Origin of the sequence: Pseudomonas savastanoi (assembly GCF_020917325.1) — a bacterium.
Lineage (GTDB): Bacteria > Pseudomonadota > Gammaproteobacteria > Pseudomonadales > Pseudomonadaceae > Aquipseudomonas > Aquipseudomonas amygdali.
In genome coordinates, this window is record NZ_CP076652.1 from 4,011,129 (window position 1) to 4,030,642 (window position 19,514).

At 57.7% G+C, this 19,514-nt stretch carries 22 protein-coding genes; 8 read left to right on the forward strand and 14 right to left on the reverse strand.

The annotated features are described in order from the left end of the window. Positions 1-11: 11 nt before the first annotated feature. The 3 genes from flgH to KP808_RS16895 all read right to left on the reverse strand — a co-directional run bounded on the left by flgH (position 12) and on the right by KP808_RS16895 (position 2,385). On the reverse strand, positions 12-725 hold the full coding sequence (flgH, locus tag KP808_RS16885; protein ID WP_003370084.1) for a flagellar basal body L-ring protein FlgH: 714 nt from the start codon (positions 723-725) through the stop codon (positions 12-14). Positions 726-809: 84 nt separating this feature from the next. Then, positions 810-1,598, reverse strand: a complete 789-nt coding sequence (flgG, locus tag KP808_RS16890; protein ID WP_058401319.1) for a flagellar basal-body rod protein FlgG — start codon at positions 1,596-1,598, stop codon at positions 810-812. Positions 1,599-1,644: 46 nt separating this feature from the next. Then, positions 1,645-2,385, reverse strand: a complete 741-nt coding sequence (locus KP808_RS16895) for a flagellar basal body rod protein FlgF (protein ID WP_058401318.1) — start codon at positions 2,383-2,385, stop codon at positions 1,645-1,647. Positions 2,386-2,668: 283 nt separating this feature from the next. Between KP808_RS16895 and KP808_RS16900 the strand changes: the two genes are divergently transcribed. Then, on the forward strand, positions 2,669-2,860 hold the full coding sequence (locus KP808_RS16900; RefSeq protein WP_122258547.1) for a hypothetical protein: 192 nt from the start codon (positions 2,669-2,671) through the stop codon (positions 2,858-2,860). Here the strand turns inward: KP808_RS16900 and KP808_RS16905 are convergent, their stop codons facing one another. The 7 genes from KP808_RS16905 to cynS form a co-directional block, all read right to left on the reverse strand. Further along, entirely contained in the window at positions 2,861-4,621 is a 1,761-nt protein-coding gene (locus KP808_RS16905; protein ID WP_230016528.1) for a flagellar hook-basal body complex protein, read from the reverse strand. A gap of 191 nt (positions 4,622-4,812) precedes the next feature. After that, a complete protein-coding gene (gene flgE, locus KP808_RS16910; protein ID WP_230016529.1) occupies positions 4,813-6,138 on the reverse strand; it encodes a flagellar hook protein FlgE in 1,326 nt (441 codons plus the stop codon). Between the two features lie 25 nt (positions 6,139-6,163). Then, positions 6,164-6,850, reverse strand: a complete 687-nt coding sequence (flgD, locus tag KP808_RS16915; protein WP_002554315.1) for a flagellar hook assembly protein FlgD — start codon at positions 6,848-6,850, stop codon at positions 6,164-6,166. A 15-nt stretch (positions 6,851-6,865) separates the two neighbouring features. Continuing rightward, positions 6,866-7,306 carry a flagellar basal body rod protein FlgC gene (flgC, locus tag KP808_RS16920; protein WP_002554316.1) on the reverse strand — a complete coding sequence of 147 codons (441 nt, stop codon included), beginning with the start codon at positions 7,304-7,306 and terminating at the stop codon, positions 6,866-6,868. Between the two features lie 3 nt (positions 7,307-7,309). After that, the gene (gene flgB / locus KP808_RS16925; protein WP_002554317.1) at positions 7,310-7,717 is read right to left on the reverse strand and encodes a flagellar basal body rod protein FlgB; all 408 of its coding nucleotides are present in this window, start codon (positions 7,715-7,717) and stop codon (positions 7,310-7,312) included. Positions 7,718-7,996: 279 nt separating this feature from the next. Next, positions 7,997-8,470 (reverse strand): nuclear transport factor 2 family protein, encoded by a 474-nt coding sequence (locus KP808_RS16930; RefSeq protein WP_003370064.1) that lies wholly within the window; start codon positions 8,468-8,470, stop codon positions 7,997-7,999. A gap of 10 nt (positions 8,471-8,480) precedes the next feature. Continuing rightward, positions 8,481-8,948: a cyanase gene (gene cynS, locus KP808_RS16935; RefSeq protein ID WP_004658714.1), complete on the reverse strand. Its 468-nt coding sequence runs from the start codon at positions 8,946-8,948 to the stop codon at positions 8,481-8,483. A gap of 73 nt (positions 8,949-9,021) precedes the next feature. On the opposite strand from cynS, the gene cynR reads away from it, so the two are divergent. Further along, positions 9,022-9,933 carry a transcriptional regulator CynR gene (gene cynR, locus KP808_RS16940; RefSeq protein WP_230016530.1) on the forward strand — a complete coding sequence of 304 codons (912 nt, stop codon included), beginning with the start codon at positions 9,022-9,024 and terminating at the stop codon, positions 9,931-9,933. Between the two features lie 92 nt (positions 9,934-10,025). Here cynR and cheR read toward each other — a convergent pair whose 3' ends face one another. Together cheR and KP808_RS16950 are read right to left on the reverse strand one after the other, a co-directional pair. Further along, positions 10,026-10,853, reverse strand: coding sequence for a protein-glutamate O-methyltransferase CheR (cheR, locus tag KP808_RS16945; protein ID WP_005744560.1), 828 nt, complete (start codon positions 10,851-10,853; stop codon positions 10,026-10,028). Between the two features lie 51 nt (positions 10,854-10,904). Next, positions 10,905-11,831, reverse strand: a complete 927-nt coding sequence (locus KP808_RS16950) for a chemotaxis protein CheV (protein WP_002554322.1) — start codon at positions 11,829-11,831, stop codon at positions 10,905-10,907. Between the two features lie 78 nt (positions 11,832-11,909). Here KP808_RS16950 and flgA point away from each other — a divergent pair, with 78 nt between their 5' ends. The 4 genes from flgA (at position 11,910) to KP808_RS16970 (ending at position 14,490) form a co-directional block, all read left to right on the forward strand. Continuing rightward, positions 11,910-12,668 (forward strand): flagellar basal body P-ring formation chaperone FlgA, encoded by a 759-nt coding sequence (flgA, locus tag KP808_RS16955; protein ID WP_002554323.1) that lies wholly within the window; start codon positions 11,910-11,912, stop codon positions 12,666-12,668. A gap of 161 nt (positions 12,669-12,829) precedes the next feature. Beyond that, positions 12,830-13,144, forward strand: coding sequence for a flagellar biosynthesis anti-sigma factor FlgM (gene flgM, locus KP808_RS16960; protein WP_058408781.1), 315 nt, complete (start codon positions 12,830-12,832; stop codon positions 13,142-13,144). 49 nt (positions 13,145-13,193) lie between these two features. Further along, positions 13,194-13,661: a flagella synthesis protein FlgN gene (locus tag KP808_RS16965; RefSeq protein WP_230016531.1), complete on the forward strand. Its 468-nt coding sequence runs from the start codon at positions 13,194-13,196 to the stop codon at positions 13,659-13,661. Positions 13,662-13,743: 82 nt separating this feature from the next. Continuing rightward, positions 13,744-14,490 carry a flagellar brake protein gene (locus tag KP808_RS16970; RefSeq protein ID WP_004658708.1) on the forward strand — a complete coding sequence of 249 codons (747 nt, stop codon included), beginning with the start codon at positions 13,744-13,746 and terminating at the stop codon, positions 14,488-14,490. Between the two features lie 79 nt (positions 14,491-14,569). Here the strand turns inward: KP808_RS16970 and KP808_RS16975 are convergent, their stop codons facing one another. Both KP808_RS16975 and KP808_RS16980 read right to left on the reverse strand, forming a co-directional pair. Beyond that, a complete protein-coding gene (locus KP808_RS16975) occupies positions 14,570-15,979 on the reverse strand; it encodes an MFS transporter (RefSeq protein WP_004664422.1) in 1,410 nt (469 codons plus the stop codon). A gap of 54 nt (positions 15,980-16,033) precedes the next feature. Then, on the reverse strand, positions 16,034-17,275 hold the full coding sequence (locus KP808_RS16980) for a glutamine synthetase family protein (protein ID WP_230018908.1): 1,242 nt from the start codon (positions 17,273-17,275) through the stop codon (positions 16,034-16,036). Between the two features lie 384 nt (positions 17,276-17,659). On the opposite strand from KP808_RS16980, the gene vioA reads away from it, so the two are divergent. Together vioA and KP808_RS16990 are read left to right on the forward strand one after the other, a co-directional pair. After that, the gene (gene vioA / locus KP808_RS16985) at positions 17,660-18,778 is read left to right on the forward strand and encodes a dTDP-4-amino-4,6-dideoxy-D-glucose aminotransferase VioA (protein ID WP_230016532.1); all 1,119 of its coding nucleotides are present in this window, start codon (positions 17,660-17,662) and stop codon (positions 18,776-18,778) included. Further along, complete coding sequence (locus KP808_RS16990) at positions 18,778-19,503, forward strand: class I SAM-dependent methyltransferase (protein ID WP_057402142.1); 726 nt, start codon at positions 18,778-18,780, stop codon at positions 19,501-19,503. Before vioA ends, KP808_RS16990 begins: the two co-directional genes overlap by 1 nt. The last annotated feature ends 11 nt before the right edge of the window (positions 19,504-19,514 follow it).

Sequence of the window (19,514 nt, forward strand, 5' to 3'; positions counted from 1 at the left end):
CTATCCCGCTATCAGAAAGGGAACAACGGGCTGAGGAAGAACCGGTCGAACCAGCCTGGCTGGCTGGTATCGGCAAAGGCTCCAGTCCCCGAATAGGTAATACGTGCATCGGCAATACGGGTCGACGACACAGTGTTGTCGGTGGCGATGTCATCAGCTCGAACCAGACCGGCAATACGCACCAGCTCGTCACCGGTATTGAGGGTCATCCACTTCTCGCCACGCACCGCCAGAATGCCGTTGGGCAACACATCCGCCACCGTCACAGTGACCGAACCGGTCAGGCTGTTGCTCTGTGCGGCCTTGCCATCGCCCTTGGTAGTACGGGCGCCGTTGTAGCCCGCATTAAGGCTCAGGTCATTGCCACCAATCGGGTTGTTGGTAGTCAGGCCCGAACCGAACAGCGAGGTCAGACCAATACTGTTGGTGCTGTCCTTGGTCATGGCCGAAGTGGCCGCCTTGCTGGCTGCCATACGCTCGGAAAGCGTGATGGTGATGATGTCGCCGATACGGAAAGCCTTGCGGTCGCCATACAGGTTCTGCTCGAAACCGGCCTGATAGATGGCACCATTGTTGGCAGCGGCCGACATGGGTGTACGCGGCAACACCGGAGCGTAATAAGGGTCATTGGGCTTGGCCGTCGGCGCAACGCAGCCAGACAGCAGGGTGATCCCGCACAATGAAGCGATCAACACTGAAAAACGCGGAACACTAAGGCGGTTCATGACACTTGAAACCTCGCGGTGTAACAGGCGCTTATCAGGCGCCCCATCGGATTGAGCAGTTTTACGAGCGACAACATCAAACACTTACAGGTTCTGAGTCAGGTTCTGCAGCATCTGGTCGGCGGTCGAGATCACTTTGGAGTTCATCTCGTAAGCACGCTGGGTGGTGATCATATTGACCAGTTCCTCAACGGTGCTGACGTTGGAGTTTTCCAGAGTGTTCTGCAGGGTCGGACCCAGACCGTTGAGGCCTGGCGTGCCGATCTGCGGCGCGCCGCTTGAACCGGTTTCCAGATAAAGGTTGCCGCCGATGGCCTGCAGGCCAGCCGGGTTGATGAAGTCAGCGGTCTGGATGTTGCCGATGATCTGCGGTGTGGCGGTTGCACCGGCCAGCGTGACGGAAACAGTACCGTCCTGACCAACAGTGAAGGTCTGGGCGTTCTGTGGAACGACAATCGCAGGCTCAAGGGCGTAGCCGTTGGCAGTCACGATCTGGCCGTTGGCGTTCAGGTGAAAAGTACCGTCGCGGCTGTAGGCAACAGTGCCGTCCGGCTGGGTCACCTGAAAGAAACCACGACCGTTTACCGCCAGGTCCAGCGGGTTGTTGGTGGTCTGCAGGCTACCGGCCGTGAAGTTCTTCTGCGTGCCGACGATGCGCACACCGGTACCCAGTTGCAGACCGGATGGCAGCTCGCTGTCCTGAGTGGACTGGGCACCCGGCTGACGCTTGATCTGATAAAGCAGGTCCTGGAACTCGGCACGATCACTCTTGAAACCTGTGGTCGAAACGTTCGCCAGGTTGTTGGAGATGGTGGTCAGGTTGGTGTCCTGAGCGGCAAGGCCGGTTTTAGCGACGTATAGTGCAGGAAGCATGTGTGTTCTCCTCAAGCGCCGGTTTGTCGGCGCAAGCTGTCATTGATTAGCCAAGTTGCAAGACGCGAGCCATAGACTGATCGTCTTCTTCGGCGGTCTTCATCATCTTGACGTGCAATTCGAATTGACGGGACAAGGCCAGTACCGAGGTCATTTCCTCGACCGCATTGACGTTGCTCGCCTGCAGAAAGCCGGACTCGACCTGAACGGTGGCATCGGCAGCAGCAGGCTGGCCGCTCTTGGTGTGGATCAGGCCATCGGGGCCTTTTTCCATGGTCTTGAGGTCAGGTTTGACCAGCTTGATCCGGTCGACCTGCGCCATCACCTGCGGGCTTTCGCCCAGCGAGCGAATGCTGATCGTGCCGTCGGCACCGATCTCGATCTGCTGCTGAGGCGGCACGGCAATCGGACCGCCATTGCCCATTACCGGCAAACCGCTGCCGTCGCGCAACACACCCAGGGCATCGATGTTCATGCCGGAACTGCGGGTATAGGCTTCGCCACCGTCGGGAGTCTGCACGGCAATCCAGCCATCACCCTTGACGGCGATGTCCAGTTCACGGCCGGTCTCAACCATGGCGCCGGAGGAAAAGTCGGTCCCCGGACGTTCGCTCATCGCATAGGCGCGCGACGGCATGACCTCGCCAAACACCGGCATCGAGCGGGCCTGTTCAAGGTCACGCATGAAACCGTTGGTTGATACGTTTGCCAGGTTGTTGGCGTGAGCCTTCTGCGCGATCGCGTTTTCGGATGCACCGCTCATTGCGACGTAAAGCAACTTGTCCACAGTCTTCCTCCTCCGACAGACGCTTGCCGCCTGTAGCTGTTCTGAAAGGGTTAAAGCAATTTTTGAACCAACTTGTCAGGCTCGATACAAATGCCTGATTAACCAGCAAAAACCGGCATTCGATGATGCCCTTCGGGCAAAGCGCCACCCAATAGCGGCGGAGGACTGCCGCCTGCCGATCATCAAGCAGCGAGCACCGCCAAAAAAACTTCATTGGTATGGGCTGACAAGAGGATCGACAGTGATAATCTTGCGGACACCGCAGCCCTGAACGGGAACCCTCATGCTTTTTCGTGCGTGCATTGCCGGCATCGCCAGCGCGAGCCTGATGACCTTCGCCCTCCTCGCCCAGGCCGCCCCCGCCCACTATTACAAATGGCAGGGCGACAGCCGGATTGTCTGCGCCCAGACCAGCCCCGGGCCTGGCTGGACACGGCTGAAAGGTCACTTCATCAAGTCCGACTGTTCAATCTGATCAGGTCGACTGAATCAGCGTCTGCATCACGGTCGCCTCTGTCGATATCGCCTTGGAGTTGGCCTGATAAGCCGTCTGCGCCTGGATCAAAGCAATCAGTTCATCGGCCAGGACAACATTGGACCCCTCCAGCCCGTCGCCGATGAGACTGCCCAGCGTGCCAACGCCCGGCACATCGTAGTCAGCAACGCCAGAGTCGGCGGATTCGGTCCAGCGCGTATCACTGCGCGCCTGCAACCCCTGCGGATTGGCGAAGCTTGCGAGTATCACCTGACCGATATTCTTGTTCATGCCATTGGTAAACCCGGCACGCAGGATGCCATCGCGCCCCACGCTCAGGCTGCTCAACTGCCCCGCGGCATGGCCATCCACGTGAGTGGAAGAACGCGAACTGGCGGCGTTGTGCTGCAGCAGGTTGGTGAAGTCGATCGCGATGCCCTTCGCACTGCCAGCCGCACCGTTGGGCACCCATTTTTCTGGCCCTGTGACGCGCTCGGCAGGCATGGCCGGTGTCCAGCCGGTTAGTTGCAGACCGTTGCTATGGGTACTCGCAAAACCAGGGCCGCCGGTCAATGACTGTACCCAGCCGCCAGAATCAAACACGATGTTTGCCGTCAGCGGGTCGGTGGAATCAGGCATCTGCGGGTTGCGGCCATCAATCAGCGCATGAATGCGCCAGCTGTTGGTGCCGTCCTTCACGAAATACTGCTTCAGCTCGTGCTGATTGCCCTGGCTGTCGAAAATCGCATTGGCAAACATATCGCTGTACGTCTTCAGGTCCGATGGATCGAACGCCGGAACCGGGCGATCCATCAACGCATCACCAGGGTCAAGCATGCTGATCGATCCATTATTCAACGGCAGCGACACTGTGCCGCCATTAGCAGCGCCGTTACTGACCCAGGCACCATTGACCTCTTCAGCCGGCCGCCAGCCTTGCAGGGCAAATTCGGTATCCGAGATTTTACGAAGGTGCTGGCTATTGCCGCTGTATGACAGCGATCCGTTTGGTCTTTGCTCAAGGGTGACGTGCAACGGCGCCACGCTGTTCGGGTCCACCGGATTACGCCCATCGATCAGTACATACATGGACCACTGACTGTCGCCGGTCTTGACGAAATACTGCTTGAGCTCATGATCCGCCGCGGGCACCGCAGTGGCCCCCGCTCCAGACCCCGCATCCTGAATGGTACGGCCAACGGCCCGCGTGTAGGTCGCAGGATCGGCCGGGTCGAAGACCGGCAAGCGCGCGAGCGAAGGCAGCGAGGCGTCCAGATTGATGTTCTCGGCAACCCGCGTGGTGGCTCTGGCCGATACATTCGATGTGTCAATCTGCAGGTCGGTACGCAACCCACGCTTGATCTCGCCCTGCTCGTTTGCCGCATAGCCCTGCAATCGTCCACCCTCGCTGTCGACGACGAAGTTCGCCGCATCCTTGAGGAACGCTCCGGCACGGGTATAGGCAAGAGACCCACCGTCACTCACCACAAAAAAGCCGTTGCCCTGAATACGCATGTCGAGCGGATTACCCGACGTGGTCATGCTTTCTCCCTGATTGAAGTTTTGCTGCATTGAAGCAAGACGTACGCCATCACCTACAGCATTGCGACCACTGCCCAACTGGCTGGCTGAATACAGCGCCGAGAACTGCGCACGCGACGACTTGAACCCGATAGTGCCGGAGTTGGCAATATTGTTACCGGCCACCTCCAGCCTTTTGTTCGCGGCATGAATGCCGCTGATCGCGGTATTGAACGACATGAAAACTCCTTCGCCCCAAAGGGCAACTCATAGAGGAGTTTTGATTCTCACATCATCGCGCGTAGGAGATTTCCAAGTACATTGACCGAACTTTCCGCAAGTTTAATTAAACTCGAACGTGCATCACTTTATAAAAAACAAGCAAAAAAAAAGCCCCTTCGAAAAGGGGCTTTATTTAACGCTCTACACTATCAAGTCATCTGAATAGTGGTTTGCATAATGGTGCTTTGAGTGGAGATGGTCTTGGCGTTCGCCTGGTAGTTGCTCTGCGCCTTGATCAGGTTCACCAGTTCCATGGTCAGATCGACGTTGGACTCTTCCAGCGCCTGACCAGTGATGTAGCCGAGGGTACCCGATTGCGGCGTACCGCTGACCGGTACGCCGGAAGCGAAGGTTTCACGCCAGTTGGTGCCACCTGCCTGCGCCAGGCCTTGCACGTTGGCAAAGTTGGTCAGCGAGGTCTGCCCGATCACCTGGGATTTGCCGTTGGTGTAGGTGGCGAACAGGTTACCGGTTGCATCAACGCTCATTGCGCTGAGCTGGCCAGTGGCGTAGCCGTCCTGGTCCTGAGTGATCAGGCCCGAGACCGACGCGGTCTGGGTGATGCCGGCCATGTTCAGCTTGATGGAGGCGCCAGTAGCGCCGTTCGCGCCCCAGCTGGTGGTCGTGCCGGTGCCGGATTGCACGCCTGGTACCCAGTTGGCGACAGTAAAGGTGCCATCAGTGTTGAACTTGATGTTCGCACTGTCGGTCGGTACGGTGCCCGGCGCTGCGACGACCAGATTACCCGAGGAGTCGAATGTCAGGTCGTTCTTGTCGGCCGTAGTAGTGGACGGGTCGGAAATGCTGCGACCGTCCATCAGCGAGTACATGGACCAGGTGTTGGTGCCGGTCTTGACGAAATACTGATCCAGCGTATGCGCGTTACCCTGAGTGTCATAGGTCGGCGTGCTGTACTTCATGTTGTACGACTTGGTGTCAGTCGCGTCGAACGTAGTGAGCGACGGCAAGGCAGTGGTCGAATTCAGGTTGGCAACGTTGGTAATGGCGGTGGTTGCCTTGGGCTGAAGGTTGGACGAATCCACCCGCAGGTCGCTCAATGCACCGGTCACCACACTGCCGTTGGCATCAACGTTGTAACCCTGCAACTTCATACCGCCGCTGTTGACGACGTAGCCTTCCTTGTCGGTGTGGAATGCACCAGCACGGGTGTACAGCTTCTCGCCGTTATTGCTGAGCATGAAGAAACCGTTGCCGTTGATGGCAAGGTCGAGGCTGTTGGCAGTACCGGTAGTCAGGTTGCCCTGCGTGAACTGCTGGGAAACCGCTGCGGTTGTTACGCCGCTGCCCACATTGGTCTGGCCGGAAGTGCCGCGAATCGACTGAGCGTATTGATCGGCAAACTCCGCGCGCGAAGACTTGAAGCCGGTGGTCGCAACGTTGGCAATGTTGTTGCCGGTAACGTCGAGACTTTTGTTTGCAGCATAGAGCCCACTAAGGCCGATATTGAAAGACATGTTTCACTCCTGCGCCTGGTAGGCTCTACAATCCGATGGTTTGAACTTTGGACAGGGCAACACTGCCGCTGGCCAGGTTGAGCATTGTTTCTGCACCATTCACACCCAACGTGACGCTGTTGACCGTGGCAGGCAGGTAAGTCGAAAGCTGTGTGTTCTTGCCGTCAACCGAGCCTTCAGCCTTGAAGGTATAGTTGCCCGACGCAAGCGCTGTACCGTCGCTGTCCGTACCGTCCCAGGAAAAGCTGGTGGTGCCGACTTTCTGCGCGCCCAGCTCGACGGTGTCGACCAGATTCGATTGCGAATCGTAAACCTTGATACTTGTCGCCGTAGTGGCGCTCGGAATAACGATCGAACCGGTCATACCCTTGGTGGTATCCACGGTGGTGGAGCTCGAATCGATGATCACCGAGCGACCTACCAGCGACGATGCCTGCAACGCCTGGGACGACTTGTAACTGGTTGCAATCGTGTCAACCGTCGACGTCAGGTTCTGCATGCTTTCAAGGCTGCTGAACTGCGCCAGTTGGGCCACGAACTGCGTGTTGTCCTGTGGGTCCAGCGGGTTCTGGTTCTTCATCTGCGTCACGAGCAGCTGCAGGAACGCGTCCTTGCCCAGCGTACCGGTGGAATTCGTCGCGGTCGGCGTCGGATTCTGCAGTGTGTTCAAGAACGTCGATGAGACGCTGCTTGCTGTGGTGTTATCGGCCATAACGTTCGCCTTCTATCACTGACCGAGGGTCAGAACCTTCTGCATCATGGATTTAGCGGTGTTCATGATTTCGGCGTTGGTCTGGAAAGACCGGCTGGCAGAAATCATGTCGGCCATTTCTTCCACGACATTGACGTTGGGGTAGTAGACATACCCGTCCTTGTCAGCGGAAGGATGATTGGGCTCGTAACGTGCTTCCAGGTTCGAGCTGTCTTCGATGATGCCGTTGACCTGAACGCCCTGCCCGGCTTCGCCCTGATCCTGGAACAGCGAACCGCCTGTGGACTGCTGACCCTGCATCACGGTGGCAAACACCGGGTGACGGGCGCGGTAGGTCTGGTCCATGCTCGAAGACACGGTCTCGGCGTTGGCGATGTTACTGGCCGTAGTGTTCAGACGCGTGGTCTGGGCACTCATGGCGCTACCGGCAATGTTGAACACATTGGCTAGTGACATGAATTATTCTCCGCGAAGGGCTGCAACCAGCCCTTTGAACTTGCTGTTGAGCAATGTGAAGCTGGCTTGAAAGCCCATGGCGTTCTCGGTGTAGCTGGCCTGCTCGACCTGGGAATCGACGGTGTTCTGGTCCAGCGAAGGCTGCGACGGGGTGCGATACAGCAGCGTCCCGTCATCATTGCCCATGCCTTCGGCTTCGATATGGCGGCTGTTGGTCTTGTTCAGCGCGAAATGACCGTTCTGCACCTTGTCGTTTTCGGCAGCCAGCACCGACGAGAAGTCCAGATCGCGAGCCTTGAAGTTCGGGGTATCGGCGTTGGAGATGTTGTTGGCCAACACCTCTGCACGCTGAGCCCGGAAGTTCAGAGCCTTTTCATGTATGCCTAGCGCTTTATCGAAGCTGATGCTCATTTCGGGAAACCTTTGCCGGTTGACCTGATTCTGTTGTTACTGACAAAGCAATCGGCGTGCCATGTTGTAAAAGCCAATGTTTGCAGGGCCCGCAGGCGGCGGCGAGGCGGCAATGCCAGAAAAGCGGCAAGGCATTTCCGCTGTGGGAGGAGAAAGCGGCAAGCGGGGTGCCGTTTTTTTGCCAGTGTCGACTTGCCGCCTGACAATGGCGGCACTTCATCATTGCCTCATTCGGACGCCCAATAAAAAAGAGACCCGAAGGTCTCTTTGACGACTGAATCAGAGGCCAAGCTCACTTAACCCAGGGTGGTCATCAGGTCGCCGCCCCAGTGGCCAATGGTATTTGCGCTCGGACTCGGCGATCGGCAAATCGTTGATGCAGGCAAAGCGCCTTTGCATGAGGCCGTTTGCAGCGAACTCCCAGTTTTCGTTGCCATACGAACGGAACCAGTTGCCAGAGTCGTCATGCCATTCATAGGCATAGCGCACGGCAATGCGGTTATCGGTAAATGCCCAGAGCTCCTTGATCAGCCGATAGTCCAGTTCCTTGCGCCACTTGCGCTCCAGAAAGGCTTGAGCTTCTGCACGACCATTGATGAACTCGCTGCGGTTACGCCAATACGTGTCTTCGGTGTAGGCCAGCGCAACTTTCGCCGCATCGCGAGAGTTCCAGCCATCCTCGGCGCCACGGACTTTCTGGACAGCCGTCTCCAGGGTAAAGGGTGGAAATGGCGGTCTTCCTTTATCACTCATCTCAGCGTCCTCAGAACGGTTTATAGGGCAGAAATTTTCCATCAAGGGTGATCACGGCTCGCTCGCCCCCTTCCGGATCTTCGACTTTCTTGATGTCGAGCTTGAAGTTGATTGCGCTGATGATGCCGTCGCCGAACTGCTCATGCACCAATGCCTTCAGCGTTGTGCCGTAGACCTGAACCATTTCGTGGAAACGATAGATCGTCGGGTCACTGGAGACGTCTTCGACATTGCCGCGCAACGGGATGGTTTGCAGTTCGGCGACCGCGTCCCTGTCCAGCCCGAGACGCTCGGCGACTACCTCGGCCACCGCTTCCGGCAATGGGTGCTGACCGAGCAATGCAGCCGTGACATACACCACGCTCAACCCCGTACCCTCTGCAAGCCCTGCCCACGTCAGGTTCTTTGCGGTCTTGGCCTGCAGCACACGTTCAGTCAGATTCTGGCGCGGCGCTCTGGAAATGTTGCTGTGCGGCATAGGTAAGCCTCCGGAATGAATTCACATCAATCACAGCATCGGCAACTATCACCATAAGATCCAAGACTGATTTATGATCATCGCCATAATCCTGCCTTATGGTGATGCCGTGCTGTTACGCCATATACGTTATTTGCTGGCAGTCGCCGACCATGGCAATTTCACCCGGGCGGCCGAGGCCCTGCATGTCTCGCAACCGGCGTTGTCGCAACAGATCAGGCAGCTGGAAAGCAGCCTGGGTGTGCAACTGTTCGACCGCACCCGCCGCAGCGTCGTGCCGACCGATGCCGGCCGCGTGTATCTGGACCACGCGCGTCGTTGCCTGCTTGAGCTGGAGGCCGGGAAGCGTGCGCTCAACGATGTCAGCGACCTGTCACGCGGACAATTGCGCCTCGGCGTCACGCCAACCTTCAGTGAATACCTGATAGCGCCGTTGATCGACCGCTTCAGCGCGCTGTACCCCGGCGTGGCGATAATCCTCACGGAGCTGCCTCTGGAGCAGATTACCGAGGCATTGATCAATGACGCGCTCGATCTGGCCATTGGTTTTGCCGGCAGTCATGCTGTCGAGATAGACAGCCAGCCTCTGTTCGATGAACAACTGTGCCTGGTCATGACCAAGTCTGCCCCCGAAAAACAGACCGCGCTGACACTTGAGGACCTGCAAACGCTTCGCTTTGCCTTGCTCGCCCCCGGATTCGCCACTCGCCAGCTGCTGGATGCCTGGTGCCAGACGCAGAATTTCAAGCCTACGGTCGGCCTGGAGGCGAACTCGATCGCCATTTTGCTCAAGGTCGTTGCCCAGGGGCGCATGGCGACCATTCTTCCCGATGCCATCGTTCGCGAGCAGCCCGGGTTGCGCGAAGTTCAGACGATCCCTGCCCTGCCTGGGCGGACGGTTGCGCTGCTGCGGCGTAAAAACGGCTACCAGAGCGCCGCCGCCAACGCTTTTGCAAAACTGGTGAGTAACAGTACGCAAACATGAACCGATGGTCAGACGATCGAAGCTGTTCTCAGCCGCGCACAAAAAAAGAGACCCGAAGGTCTCTTTTTTTATCGCAGGCAACTGACAGACCGTCACTTGGCCTTATAGATGATCCCGGGGCTGCACTGAACCATCTGATAGTGATCCGGCAAACCATTGAGCGCTTCGGAAGCCCCCAGAAACAGGTAACCGCCTGGCTTGAGCGTACCGTGGATGCGCAGCAGGATGTCCTTCTTCACTTCAGCGGAGAAGTAGATGAGTACGTTGCGGCAGAACACGATGTCGAACTTGCCCAGCGAGGCGTAGCTGTCGAGCAGGTTGAACGAGCGGAACTCCACACGGCTCTTGATCGGCGTCTTGACGACCCAGCGACCCGGACTTTTTACATCAAAGAAACGCTGCAGACGATCCGGCGACAAGCCACGGCCGATAGCCAGACTGTCGTACTCGCCAGTCTTGCAGTTGTTGAGCATTGCACCAGACAAATCGGTGGCAACAATCTGCACGCCCGATTTGAGCTGGCCCTGATTGGCGCGCTCGAACTCATCAATCGACATCGACAGCGAGTACGGTTCCTGGCCCGATGAACAGGCCGCCGACCAGATGCGCAGTCGCTGACCAGGGCTGGCCTTGATCTGCTCGGGCAGCACTTTGTTCTTCAGCACTTCGAACGGATAGGTATCGCGAAACCACAGGGTTTCGTTGGTGGTCATCGCATCGACAACCTGTTCGCGCAACCCGCTGCGCGGCTGGGTCTGGATGCGCTGAACCAACTCGCCAAGCGACTTGATGCTTTGCTGCTCCATCAGTTTGTTGAGGCGGCTGGACACCAGATACTGCTTGTTTTCCCCAAGCAAGATGCCACAGGCTTTTTCCAGAAATACCCGGAACTGATCAAAATCCAAATTACCCGTAGACAAGGTGCCGCCTCTCAAATCATGTGAATCACCGGGGACGACGCCCCCGGCTGGTTATTCTGCTGCCTTGATCCGCGCAACAACCCTGGCCGCAAGATCATCAGGCCGGAATTTCGCGAGAAAATCATCAGCGCCGACTTTCTTGACCATCGCCTGGTTGAATACCCCGGACAGAGAGGTATGCAAGGTGATGTGCATCTTCTGCATACGCGGGTCATTACGTATCGCAGCTGTAAGGGTATAGCCATCCATTTCCGGCATTTCAATGTCGGAGATCATCATCAGGAACTCTTCTTCCGGTTTTTTACCCTCTTCGACCATTTTGCGCAGGTAATCCAGCGCTTGACGGCCATCGTTCAGGGCAACCACTTCCACACCGACGGTTTCCAGGCAGCGGCTGACCTGCTTGCGGGCTACCGACGAGTCATCGACCGTCAGCACACGCAGCGAAATTGCCTTGTGCTGAACCTCGGCATCGATCACACCGACCGACACTTCTTCGGAAATAGGTGCGACTTCGGCAAGAATCTTCTCGACGTCGATAATTTCCACCAACTGATTATCCACCCGGGTGACGGCGGTCAGGTAATGATCGCGCCCGGTCCCCTTGGGTGGTGGATGAATCTCCTCCCAGTTCATGTTGACGATGCGTTCTACAGAATGCACCAGAAAACCCTGAACCTTGGTGTTGTACTCAGTAATGATGACGAAGGAATTGACCAACGAAATCATGCCCGTGGAGCCCGTCGCCATCGCCAGATCCATGATCGGGATCGTACCGCCACGAATATTGGCCACACCCCGGACGATCTTGCTCGATTTGGGCATGATGGTGAGTTTCGGGCATTGCAGTACTTCTTTTACCTTGAAGACGTTGATCCCGTAGAGCTGCTTGCCGTCGAGACGGAACAAGAGCAGCTCCAGGCGATTCTGACCCACCAGCTGAGTTCGCTGGTTTACCGAATCCATTACACCTGCCATGCCGAACCCCCTTACCAAAATGACCGCCGCCCAGACACCAGATCAACAAGCGGCACGGGCTTTGCTATTTATTACCTCATGAACGCAAAGACGACAATTTCTCGACACCTCGCATTAGAAACCCGCAGGCTTCTGTGCGCAATCGCTCTGCTGTGCCTTTGTGGCACGGTGAGCCTTGCTCGCGCAGAGAATTTCACACTGCCTGAACAGCTTATCGGCGTCACCCAAGGGTTTCTTGAGTTCACAGTAGAAGACTATTTGGCAACCAACCAGATTGACGGGCGTCATGACATACAGGTCAAGCAGCTCGACCCGCGTTTACGGATGGGTGCCTGTGACAAGGATTTGACAGCCACACTGGAAAGCCCGCGCCCGGTCGGCCGGGTTACGGTGCGGGTACGCTGCGAAGGTTCTTCGCCCTGGACAGTATTTGTGCCAGCCCAGGTGCTGCTGTATCGCAACGTTGTAACCGTGATGCGCCCGCTGAAACGCGATGCCATCGTTACTGAAGAAGACGTTGCGCTGCGTGAGCGCGACGTGAGCAGCCTGGGCCAGGGATTCCTGGCCTCTCTTGATCAGGCCGTCGGTCAAAAGGTTGTCCGACAAATGGTCATCGACCAGGTCGTCACCCCGGTGGCACTGGAACAGCCACAAATGATTCACAAGGGCGACCAGGTGGTCATCATCGCCCGCAGCGGTTCGCTGGCGGTGCGCATGCCCGGCGAAGCGATGTCCGACGGAGGTTTCAACGAACAGATACGGGTGAAAAACCTTAATTCCCAGCGGGTGATCAAAGCGAATGTCACCGGCCCAGGGCAGGTGGAAGTGGCCATGTAATGCATTGATGCTGGCGCACAGGGTGTGTTTTTTTTAGACTGCGGGGAATATCCGACGGTGAAAAGCGTCTATTGGGAAGCTTTCTCACAATCGGCCTAAAGTTTGATAGGGGTTGGCCGAAAACAAGGCAAGCGTCCAAACACCCAGAGGTTTTTTCAATCATGGTCATAGATTTCAGTCGCCTTAACAATTCACAGTCTGTTGCCGGTACATCACGTACCAGCGCCAGCAAAGACACCGTCAAAACCGATGCGACAGCTCCTGCATCCACCGCAGGTGTCAAAAGCACCGGGGAAACTTTTTCTTTGAGCAGTGAGGCTCAACAGTTGCAGAAAATCACGGACAAGCTGACCGATCTGCCAACCGTCAATAGTGCTCGCGTTGCCGAGCTCAAGCAGGCCATCGCCGACGGTAGTTACACAGTGGACAGCAACCGTGTCGCCAGCAAGCTGTTGAATTTCGAAACCCAACGCTAAGCCAAGGCTGGCGCTGGATATTCTGGACGCTTAAAAACCAGAGCATGCGATGCAAGACACTACTTTGTTGCAGATGATCACTGACGACATGGTTTCGGCCCGACAGCTTCTAGAGCTGCTGCAGGCCGAATCCCTGATTCTTCACGGCCGCGACATGGGCGAGATGGAGCAGGTGCTGGCGCAGAAACAGGCGCTGGTCATTCTTCTCGATCAACATGGGCGCAAACGTAGCCAGGTGCTTGCGGGCATGGGGCTGCCAGCCAATCGCAGTGGTCTCCAGCAACTGGCCAGCCAGTCGGATGTCGGCGAGCAATTGCTGATGGCCGGTGACGAACTGAATGCGTTGATCAATGAATGCCAGACGCTGAACGAGCAGAATGGTAGTCTGATCCAGCTGCAACAGATCAGCACGGCTCATCAGCTTCGCATACTGAACGGCAGTGAGACGCCCACGCTCTATGACAGTCGCGGGTCAACTGCGCTTAGAGCAAAACCACGCCCTCTGAGTCAGGCGTAACTTCCTGTATCAAGGTTTCGTGCGTAGTGGCAGAATGCCTGTTGTTGCGTTGCCGTAGTATTTTGCCTGGAGATTCAAGAACGTGAATGGCTCAAGCGCGGACGATGCTCCGCAGCCCCCGAAGGTCCTCAACACACCTTTGGAAATTGCCGCTAACCTGCGGTTGCTACTCGAGAGTCATGATCCTCTGATCATTACCTTCCATGAGCGTGCCCAACGCTTTCAGAGCTACCTGCTTGAAGTCGACCGTGACAGCAACGTCATGGCGCTCGACGAAATGATCCCCCGCGATGGCGAACGCTTTTTAAGTAATGGCGAGTCTTTCCGCGTCGAAGGTTTTCACGACGGCGTGCGTATCGCCTGGGAAAGCTCGTCTCAGATGGAGATTGTCGATACCGACGGGCAGCGCCTGTACCGCGGACCGCTGCCTGAAGAAGTGATTTACCACCAGCGGCGCAACGCATTTCGTGCAGCGCTGAAGCTGGCACAGCTGGTCGACATCGAGATCGGCGGCGACCGTTTGAAATCCCCTCTGACCGGCAAACTGCTGGACATCTCTGCAACCGGTTGCAAACTGCGCTTTGAAGGCGATGTGTCCGAGCGCATGCAGTTGGGCCAGGTATACGAACGCTTTATTGCGAAGTTGCCATTCGGAGCAATGACAGCCCCCGTAGAGCTGCGTTATCTGCACTTCGAAGAAAGATTTCACACCACCTTTGCCGGCGTGCGCTTCCACAACATGAGTGGGCTTGTGCAGCGTCAGGTTGAGCGTTTCGTCTACCAGTTGCAGCGTGAAGCTCGCCGCTTCGACAAAGACGACGACTTCTGATCCCCGCTTCTGCTTGCTGGTGATTGCGGCAACCTGCCGCAATCACACCGTAATCCCCTGCTCTGCCCCCCCGCTACACTCAAGCCTTCCAGGTCTCGCTTTCACGCTCGCGTTCGTGCTCTTCAGCTTCGGCTGTTTCCGTGCCCGCGACCGGCTCGGCCTGTGCCTCGGTTTCTGCGTCGGCATCGGCCACCACTTCAGACTCAGGTTCGGACTCCGGCTCGACGGTGGTCTGCATCTGCTCCTGAACCACCTGCTCATCGACACGCGGGTCCAGTGCAACCACCAGCGGCGAACTGGACATGCTGTCCGGCATGGCGACGTGATGCAGCGGTGCGTTTTCGACCTGATGCAAATGGGTAACGGCCTTGGGTCTGATCAGCAGCACCAGAATCACCCCGGCACCACAGACGAACGCATACAGCATGTGGCCGCCAAACAGCTTCATGACCACGCCGGCAGCCAACGGGCCGATACTCGCGCCGATGCCATAGGTCATCAGCAACATGGCCGTCAGCGACACCCGGCGTTCGGCCTCGACGTGGTCATTGGCAAATGCCACCGCCAGTGGATAGAGGCAGAACTGCATCAGCGAGGCGAGAAAGCCGACGCCGAACAGGACTTCGACCGGCACACTCGGAAACACCGCCAGCGGCAATGACGCCACCACCAGTGCAGCGGCAAAGATGCGCATCAGTACGGATCGGTCATAGCGGTCGGAAAGCAGACCCAATGGCCACTGCACCAGGAACCCGGCCAGAATGCAGCAGCCCATGAACAGACCGACCTGCTCGGTGGACAGCCCCTGTTCGGCGGCGTAAACCGGTGCCAGACCGTAGAACGAACCGATGATTAGCCCGGCACCCAACACCGCCGTCAGCGACTGCGGCACACGCTTCATGAAGAAGAGCGGCTCCAGCGGTGCCGGGTGCAACGGTGCGGGGTGAATTGCCCGGGTCATGGCGACCGGCACAAGACACAGCGCGAAGCACAATGCCACCAGCATCAGCAGCTCAGGGCCCAGTTGCGGGTGGACCACCAGTACCAGTTGCCCCAGCACCAGGCCCAGATAGGACGCAATCATGTAACCGCTGAACACCATGCCGCGCTGTTTGGCGGCGGCCTGCTCGTTCAGCCAGCTCTCGATGACCATGTATTGGCACATCATGCCCAGACCGACAATCACCCGCAGTACCAGCCAGGCGGGCAGCCAGCTGATCAGGCCATGCCCGAGCACCGCCGCACCGACGATACCGGCGCAGGTGGCATAGGCCCGAATATGACCGACACGGCCGATCAGGCGGTGACCTATCTTGCCCCCCAGGACCAGACCGAAATAGTTGGCGGCCATCAGCGCACCGACCCACAGGCTGTCGACCTGATCGGCCGCCAGGCGCAGGGCCAGATAAGTGCTCAGCAGACCTGAACCGATCAACATCATCAACGAGGCAAAATAAAGCGCTCGAAAGGACTTCCAGATTTGGCGCATCAACTTTCCAAAAATAGGGAGTCGCCCGACCGGGCGAGCCCAACACTGCGATTCTTAAACCTGAGCAGCCAGAACGCGCCGTTCCCAGGGGGTTATCTCGTCAAAAAAACTGGTCAGTTCCAGGGTCTTCGACGCGATGTAGCCTTCGATGAATTCATGACCAAACAGTTCCTTGGCCAACTGACTGCTTTTCAGACGCTCCAGAGCGGCGTGCAGGGTACACGGCAATGACAATTCTTCCGGCACCTTAATCGCGCCTTGCATGGGCGGGGTGGGTTCCAGCTTTTGCTCGATGCCATGCAGCCCGGCTGCCAGGCTTGCGGCGATAGCCAGATAAGGATTGGCGTCGGCGCCTGGCAAACGGTTCTCCACCCTTCGAGCCGCCGCTGCACTCGACGGGATGCGCAGGCCGGCTGCGCGATTGTCGTAGGACCAGCAGGCGTTATTGGGCGAAGCATAGGGCTGGCACAGGCGCTGATAGGAATTCACGTTGGGCGCGAACAGCGCTGTGAAATCAGCCATGCAGGCCTGCTGACCCGCGATAAAGTGACGAAACGTGTCAGTCGGTTGGCCATCTGCACCACTGAAGACGTTTACCCCGGAGTCTGTTGCTACAACGCTCTGATGAAGATGCATCGAACTGCCCGCCGTGTGCGCGAGCGGCTTGGCCATGCAGACAACAATAAGCCCGTGCTTGAGCGCGACCTCCTTGAGCAGGTGCTTGAACAGAAAGGTCTGGTCGGCGAGCAGCAGCGGGTCGCCATGCAGCAGGTTGATCTCGAACTGGCTGACGCCCATCTCGTGCATCACCGTGTCACGCGGCAGACCCAACGCCGCCATGCAGGCGTATACCTCGGCGAAAAAAGGCCGCAAGCCATTGTTCGAGCTGACACTGAACGCTGAATGCCCCTGCTCGCGTCGTCCGTCCAGCCCTGTCGGCGGCACGAACGGATACAGCGGCTCGGGGTTGGGCGCAAAGACAAAGAACTCCAGTTCGGTGGCCACAACCGGTGCCAACCCCCGTGCGGCGTAGCGGGCGATGACGGCCTTTAGCTGGCTGCGCGTCGAGAGCATGCAACGCTCGCCGCTCAACTCCTCGGCATCGCAGATGGCCAGGGCGCGCGGTTGCTCGCTCCAGGGCAGACGATGGACCTGCTGCGGATCGCTGAGCAGCGCGAGGTCGCCATCATCGCTACCGTAAAACCGTGACGGCGGGTACCCGCCCATGATGCATTGCAGCAACACACCCCGCGCAAGCTGCAATCGCCTGCCCTGCAGAAAACCGGCAGCGGTCATCACCTTGCCGCGAGGCACGCCGTTCAGGTCCGGGGTCACACACTCCACTTCATCAATGCCCATCAGCAGCTGTGCCAGCGGATGGGGGTCATTGCGTGTCATGGTTCAATCCTTTGTCATGGGCCAGGCCGCTTGGCGGCAACCCGTACAAAATACGCAGCGGGCGTTCGGGATATCAAGCACTGAAACACCTTAGTGAGAAGGATCACTACCCGACCTCTACCTGATCCGGCAAAAGCGGTCTTGGCCGGGTTCTTGCTGTGTACCCCGGTCACAACAGTTCGACTGTCATTTTTATGTCAATGGCAACGCCTTTGCCGGAAGCCCTTGAAGCAGATGCCCTTTCGAACAGCAATCGGATAAAACACGAGCAGAGAACCCTCCATGAGCGCACCGATTCCCGTAACTCGTCCTCTGTTACCGCCTCTGGAGGAGTTCATTCCCTACCTCGAACACATATGGGAAAGCCGCCAGCTCACCAATGGCGGTCCGTTTCACCAGCAGCTTGAAAAGGAGCTGGCCGAGTACCTGGGCGTGCAGCATCTCTCGCTGTTTTCCAATGGCACGCTGGCGCTGATGACAGCGATTCAGGCGTTGCGCATCAAGGGCGAAGTCATCACCACGCCCTACTCGTTCGTGGCGACCGCCCATTCGCTGCTCTGGAACAGCCTGACGCCGGTGTTTGTCGACATCGACCCGGGTACTTACAACCTGGACCCGGAGCGCATCGAAGAAGCCATTACCCCGGCAACCACGGCGATCATGCCCGTACACTGCTACGGCATCCCGTGTGACGTCGACCGCATTCAGCAGATTGCCGATCGCTATGGCCTGAAGGTCATCTACGATGCCGCCCATGCGTTCGGTGTTCAGCATGGCGGGCAAAGCCTGCTGAATCACGGGGATCTGTCGGTGCTGAGCTTTCACGCCACCAAGGTGTTCAACACCTTCGAAGGCGGGGCCATCATCAGTCCGGATGCCAAGACCAAGCAACGTATCGATTACCTGAAGAACTTCGGCTTTGCTGACGAAGTGACCGTGGTCGCGCCGGGAATCAACGGCAAGATGAGTGAGATCAACGCTGCGTTCGGTCTGCTTCAGTTGAAGTACATCGACGAAGCGCTCTTGAAACGGCAACGTATCGATGAACGCTATCGCGATGCGCTGGCAACGGTGCCGGGGCTGAAAATCCTCTGGAAAAGCACCGAAAAACACAATTACTCGTACTTCCCGGTGCTGGTCACCGAAGACTTCGCGATTTCCCGTGATGACCTTTATCAGCGGTTCCGCGACCACAACATCCTGGCGCGCCGTTACTTTTACCCGCTCATTTCCACATTCCCGATGTACCGGGGCCTTGACTCGGCAAAACCCGATCGCCTGCGTGTCGCGACCGGTCTGTCCAGTCAGATCCTGTGCCTGCCGATCTACGACAGCCTGACGGATGAAGCCTTCGACAGCATCATTGATGTGATCGTCAAAGCCAGTAAAGAGAACTGCTAATGCGAACGTGCCCGGTCTGCTCCTGTCGTTTCCCGAACTTCTATCCGCTGGGTAGAAGCCATCTGGAAATCCTCCACCGCCTGAACGTCCACTACTGCATCGAAGACTTCGAAACCCTTAACGTCGGGCAATACAGCTGCCCCGAATGCATGGCGTCGGACCGCGACCGGCTTTACGCGCTGTTTGCCATGAACATGCTCGACAACCCGCCGGGCAAACCGTTGCGTATCCTCGATATCGCGCCAGCAGTGGTGCTCTCGAAGTTTCTGCGCAGCCTGCCCAACGCCCGATATCGCTCGGCCGACCTGTTCTCGCCGCTGGCTGATGACGTGGTCGATATCATGGACATGCACATGTATGCCGACGAGTCCTTCGATTTCATCGTGTGCTCCCACGTACTTGAGCACGTACCTGATGACCGCAAGGCCATGTCCGAGCTGTTTCGGGTACTGGCCAAAGGCGGCTCTGCCATCCTGATGGTGCCGATTCTGCTGACCGCCACCGAAACCGAAGAAGACCCGGACGAGCCAAGCGTCGATGAGCGCTGGGCGCGCTTCGGCCAGGACGATCATGTGCGGATGTATGCCAGGCAAGACTTCCAGTCCCGTTTGACGCAGGCCGGTTTCGACGTGAAAGCCCTAGGCTCGCAGGCATTCGGTGAAGGCGTCTTCAAGCAGCACGGCATTACGGAACAGTCGGTTTTGTATATAGGCCAAAAAAGCTGACGACAACTGCA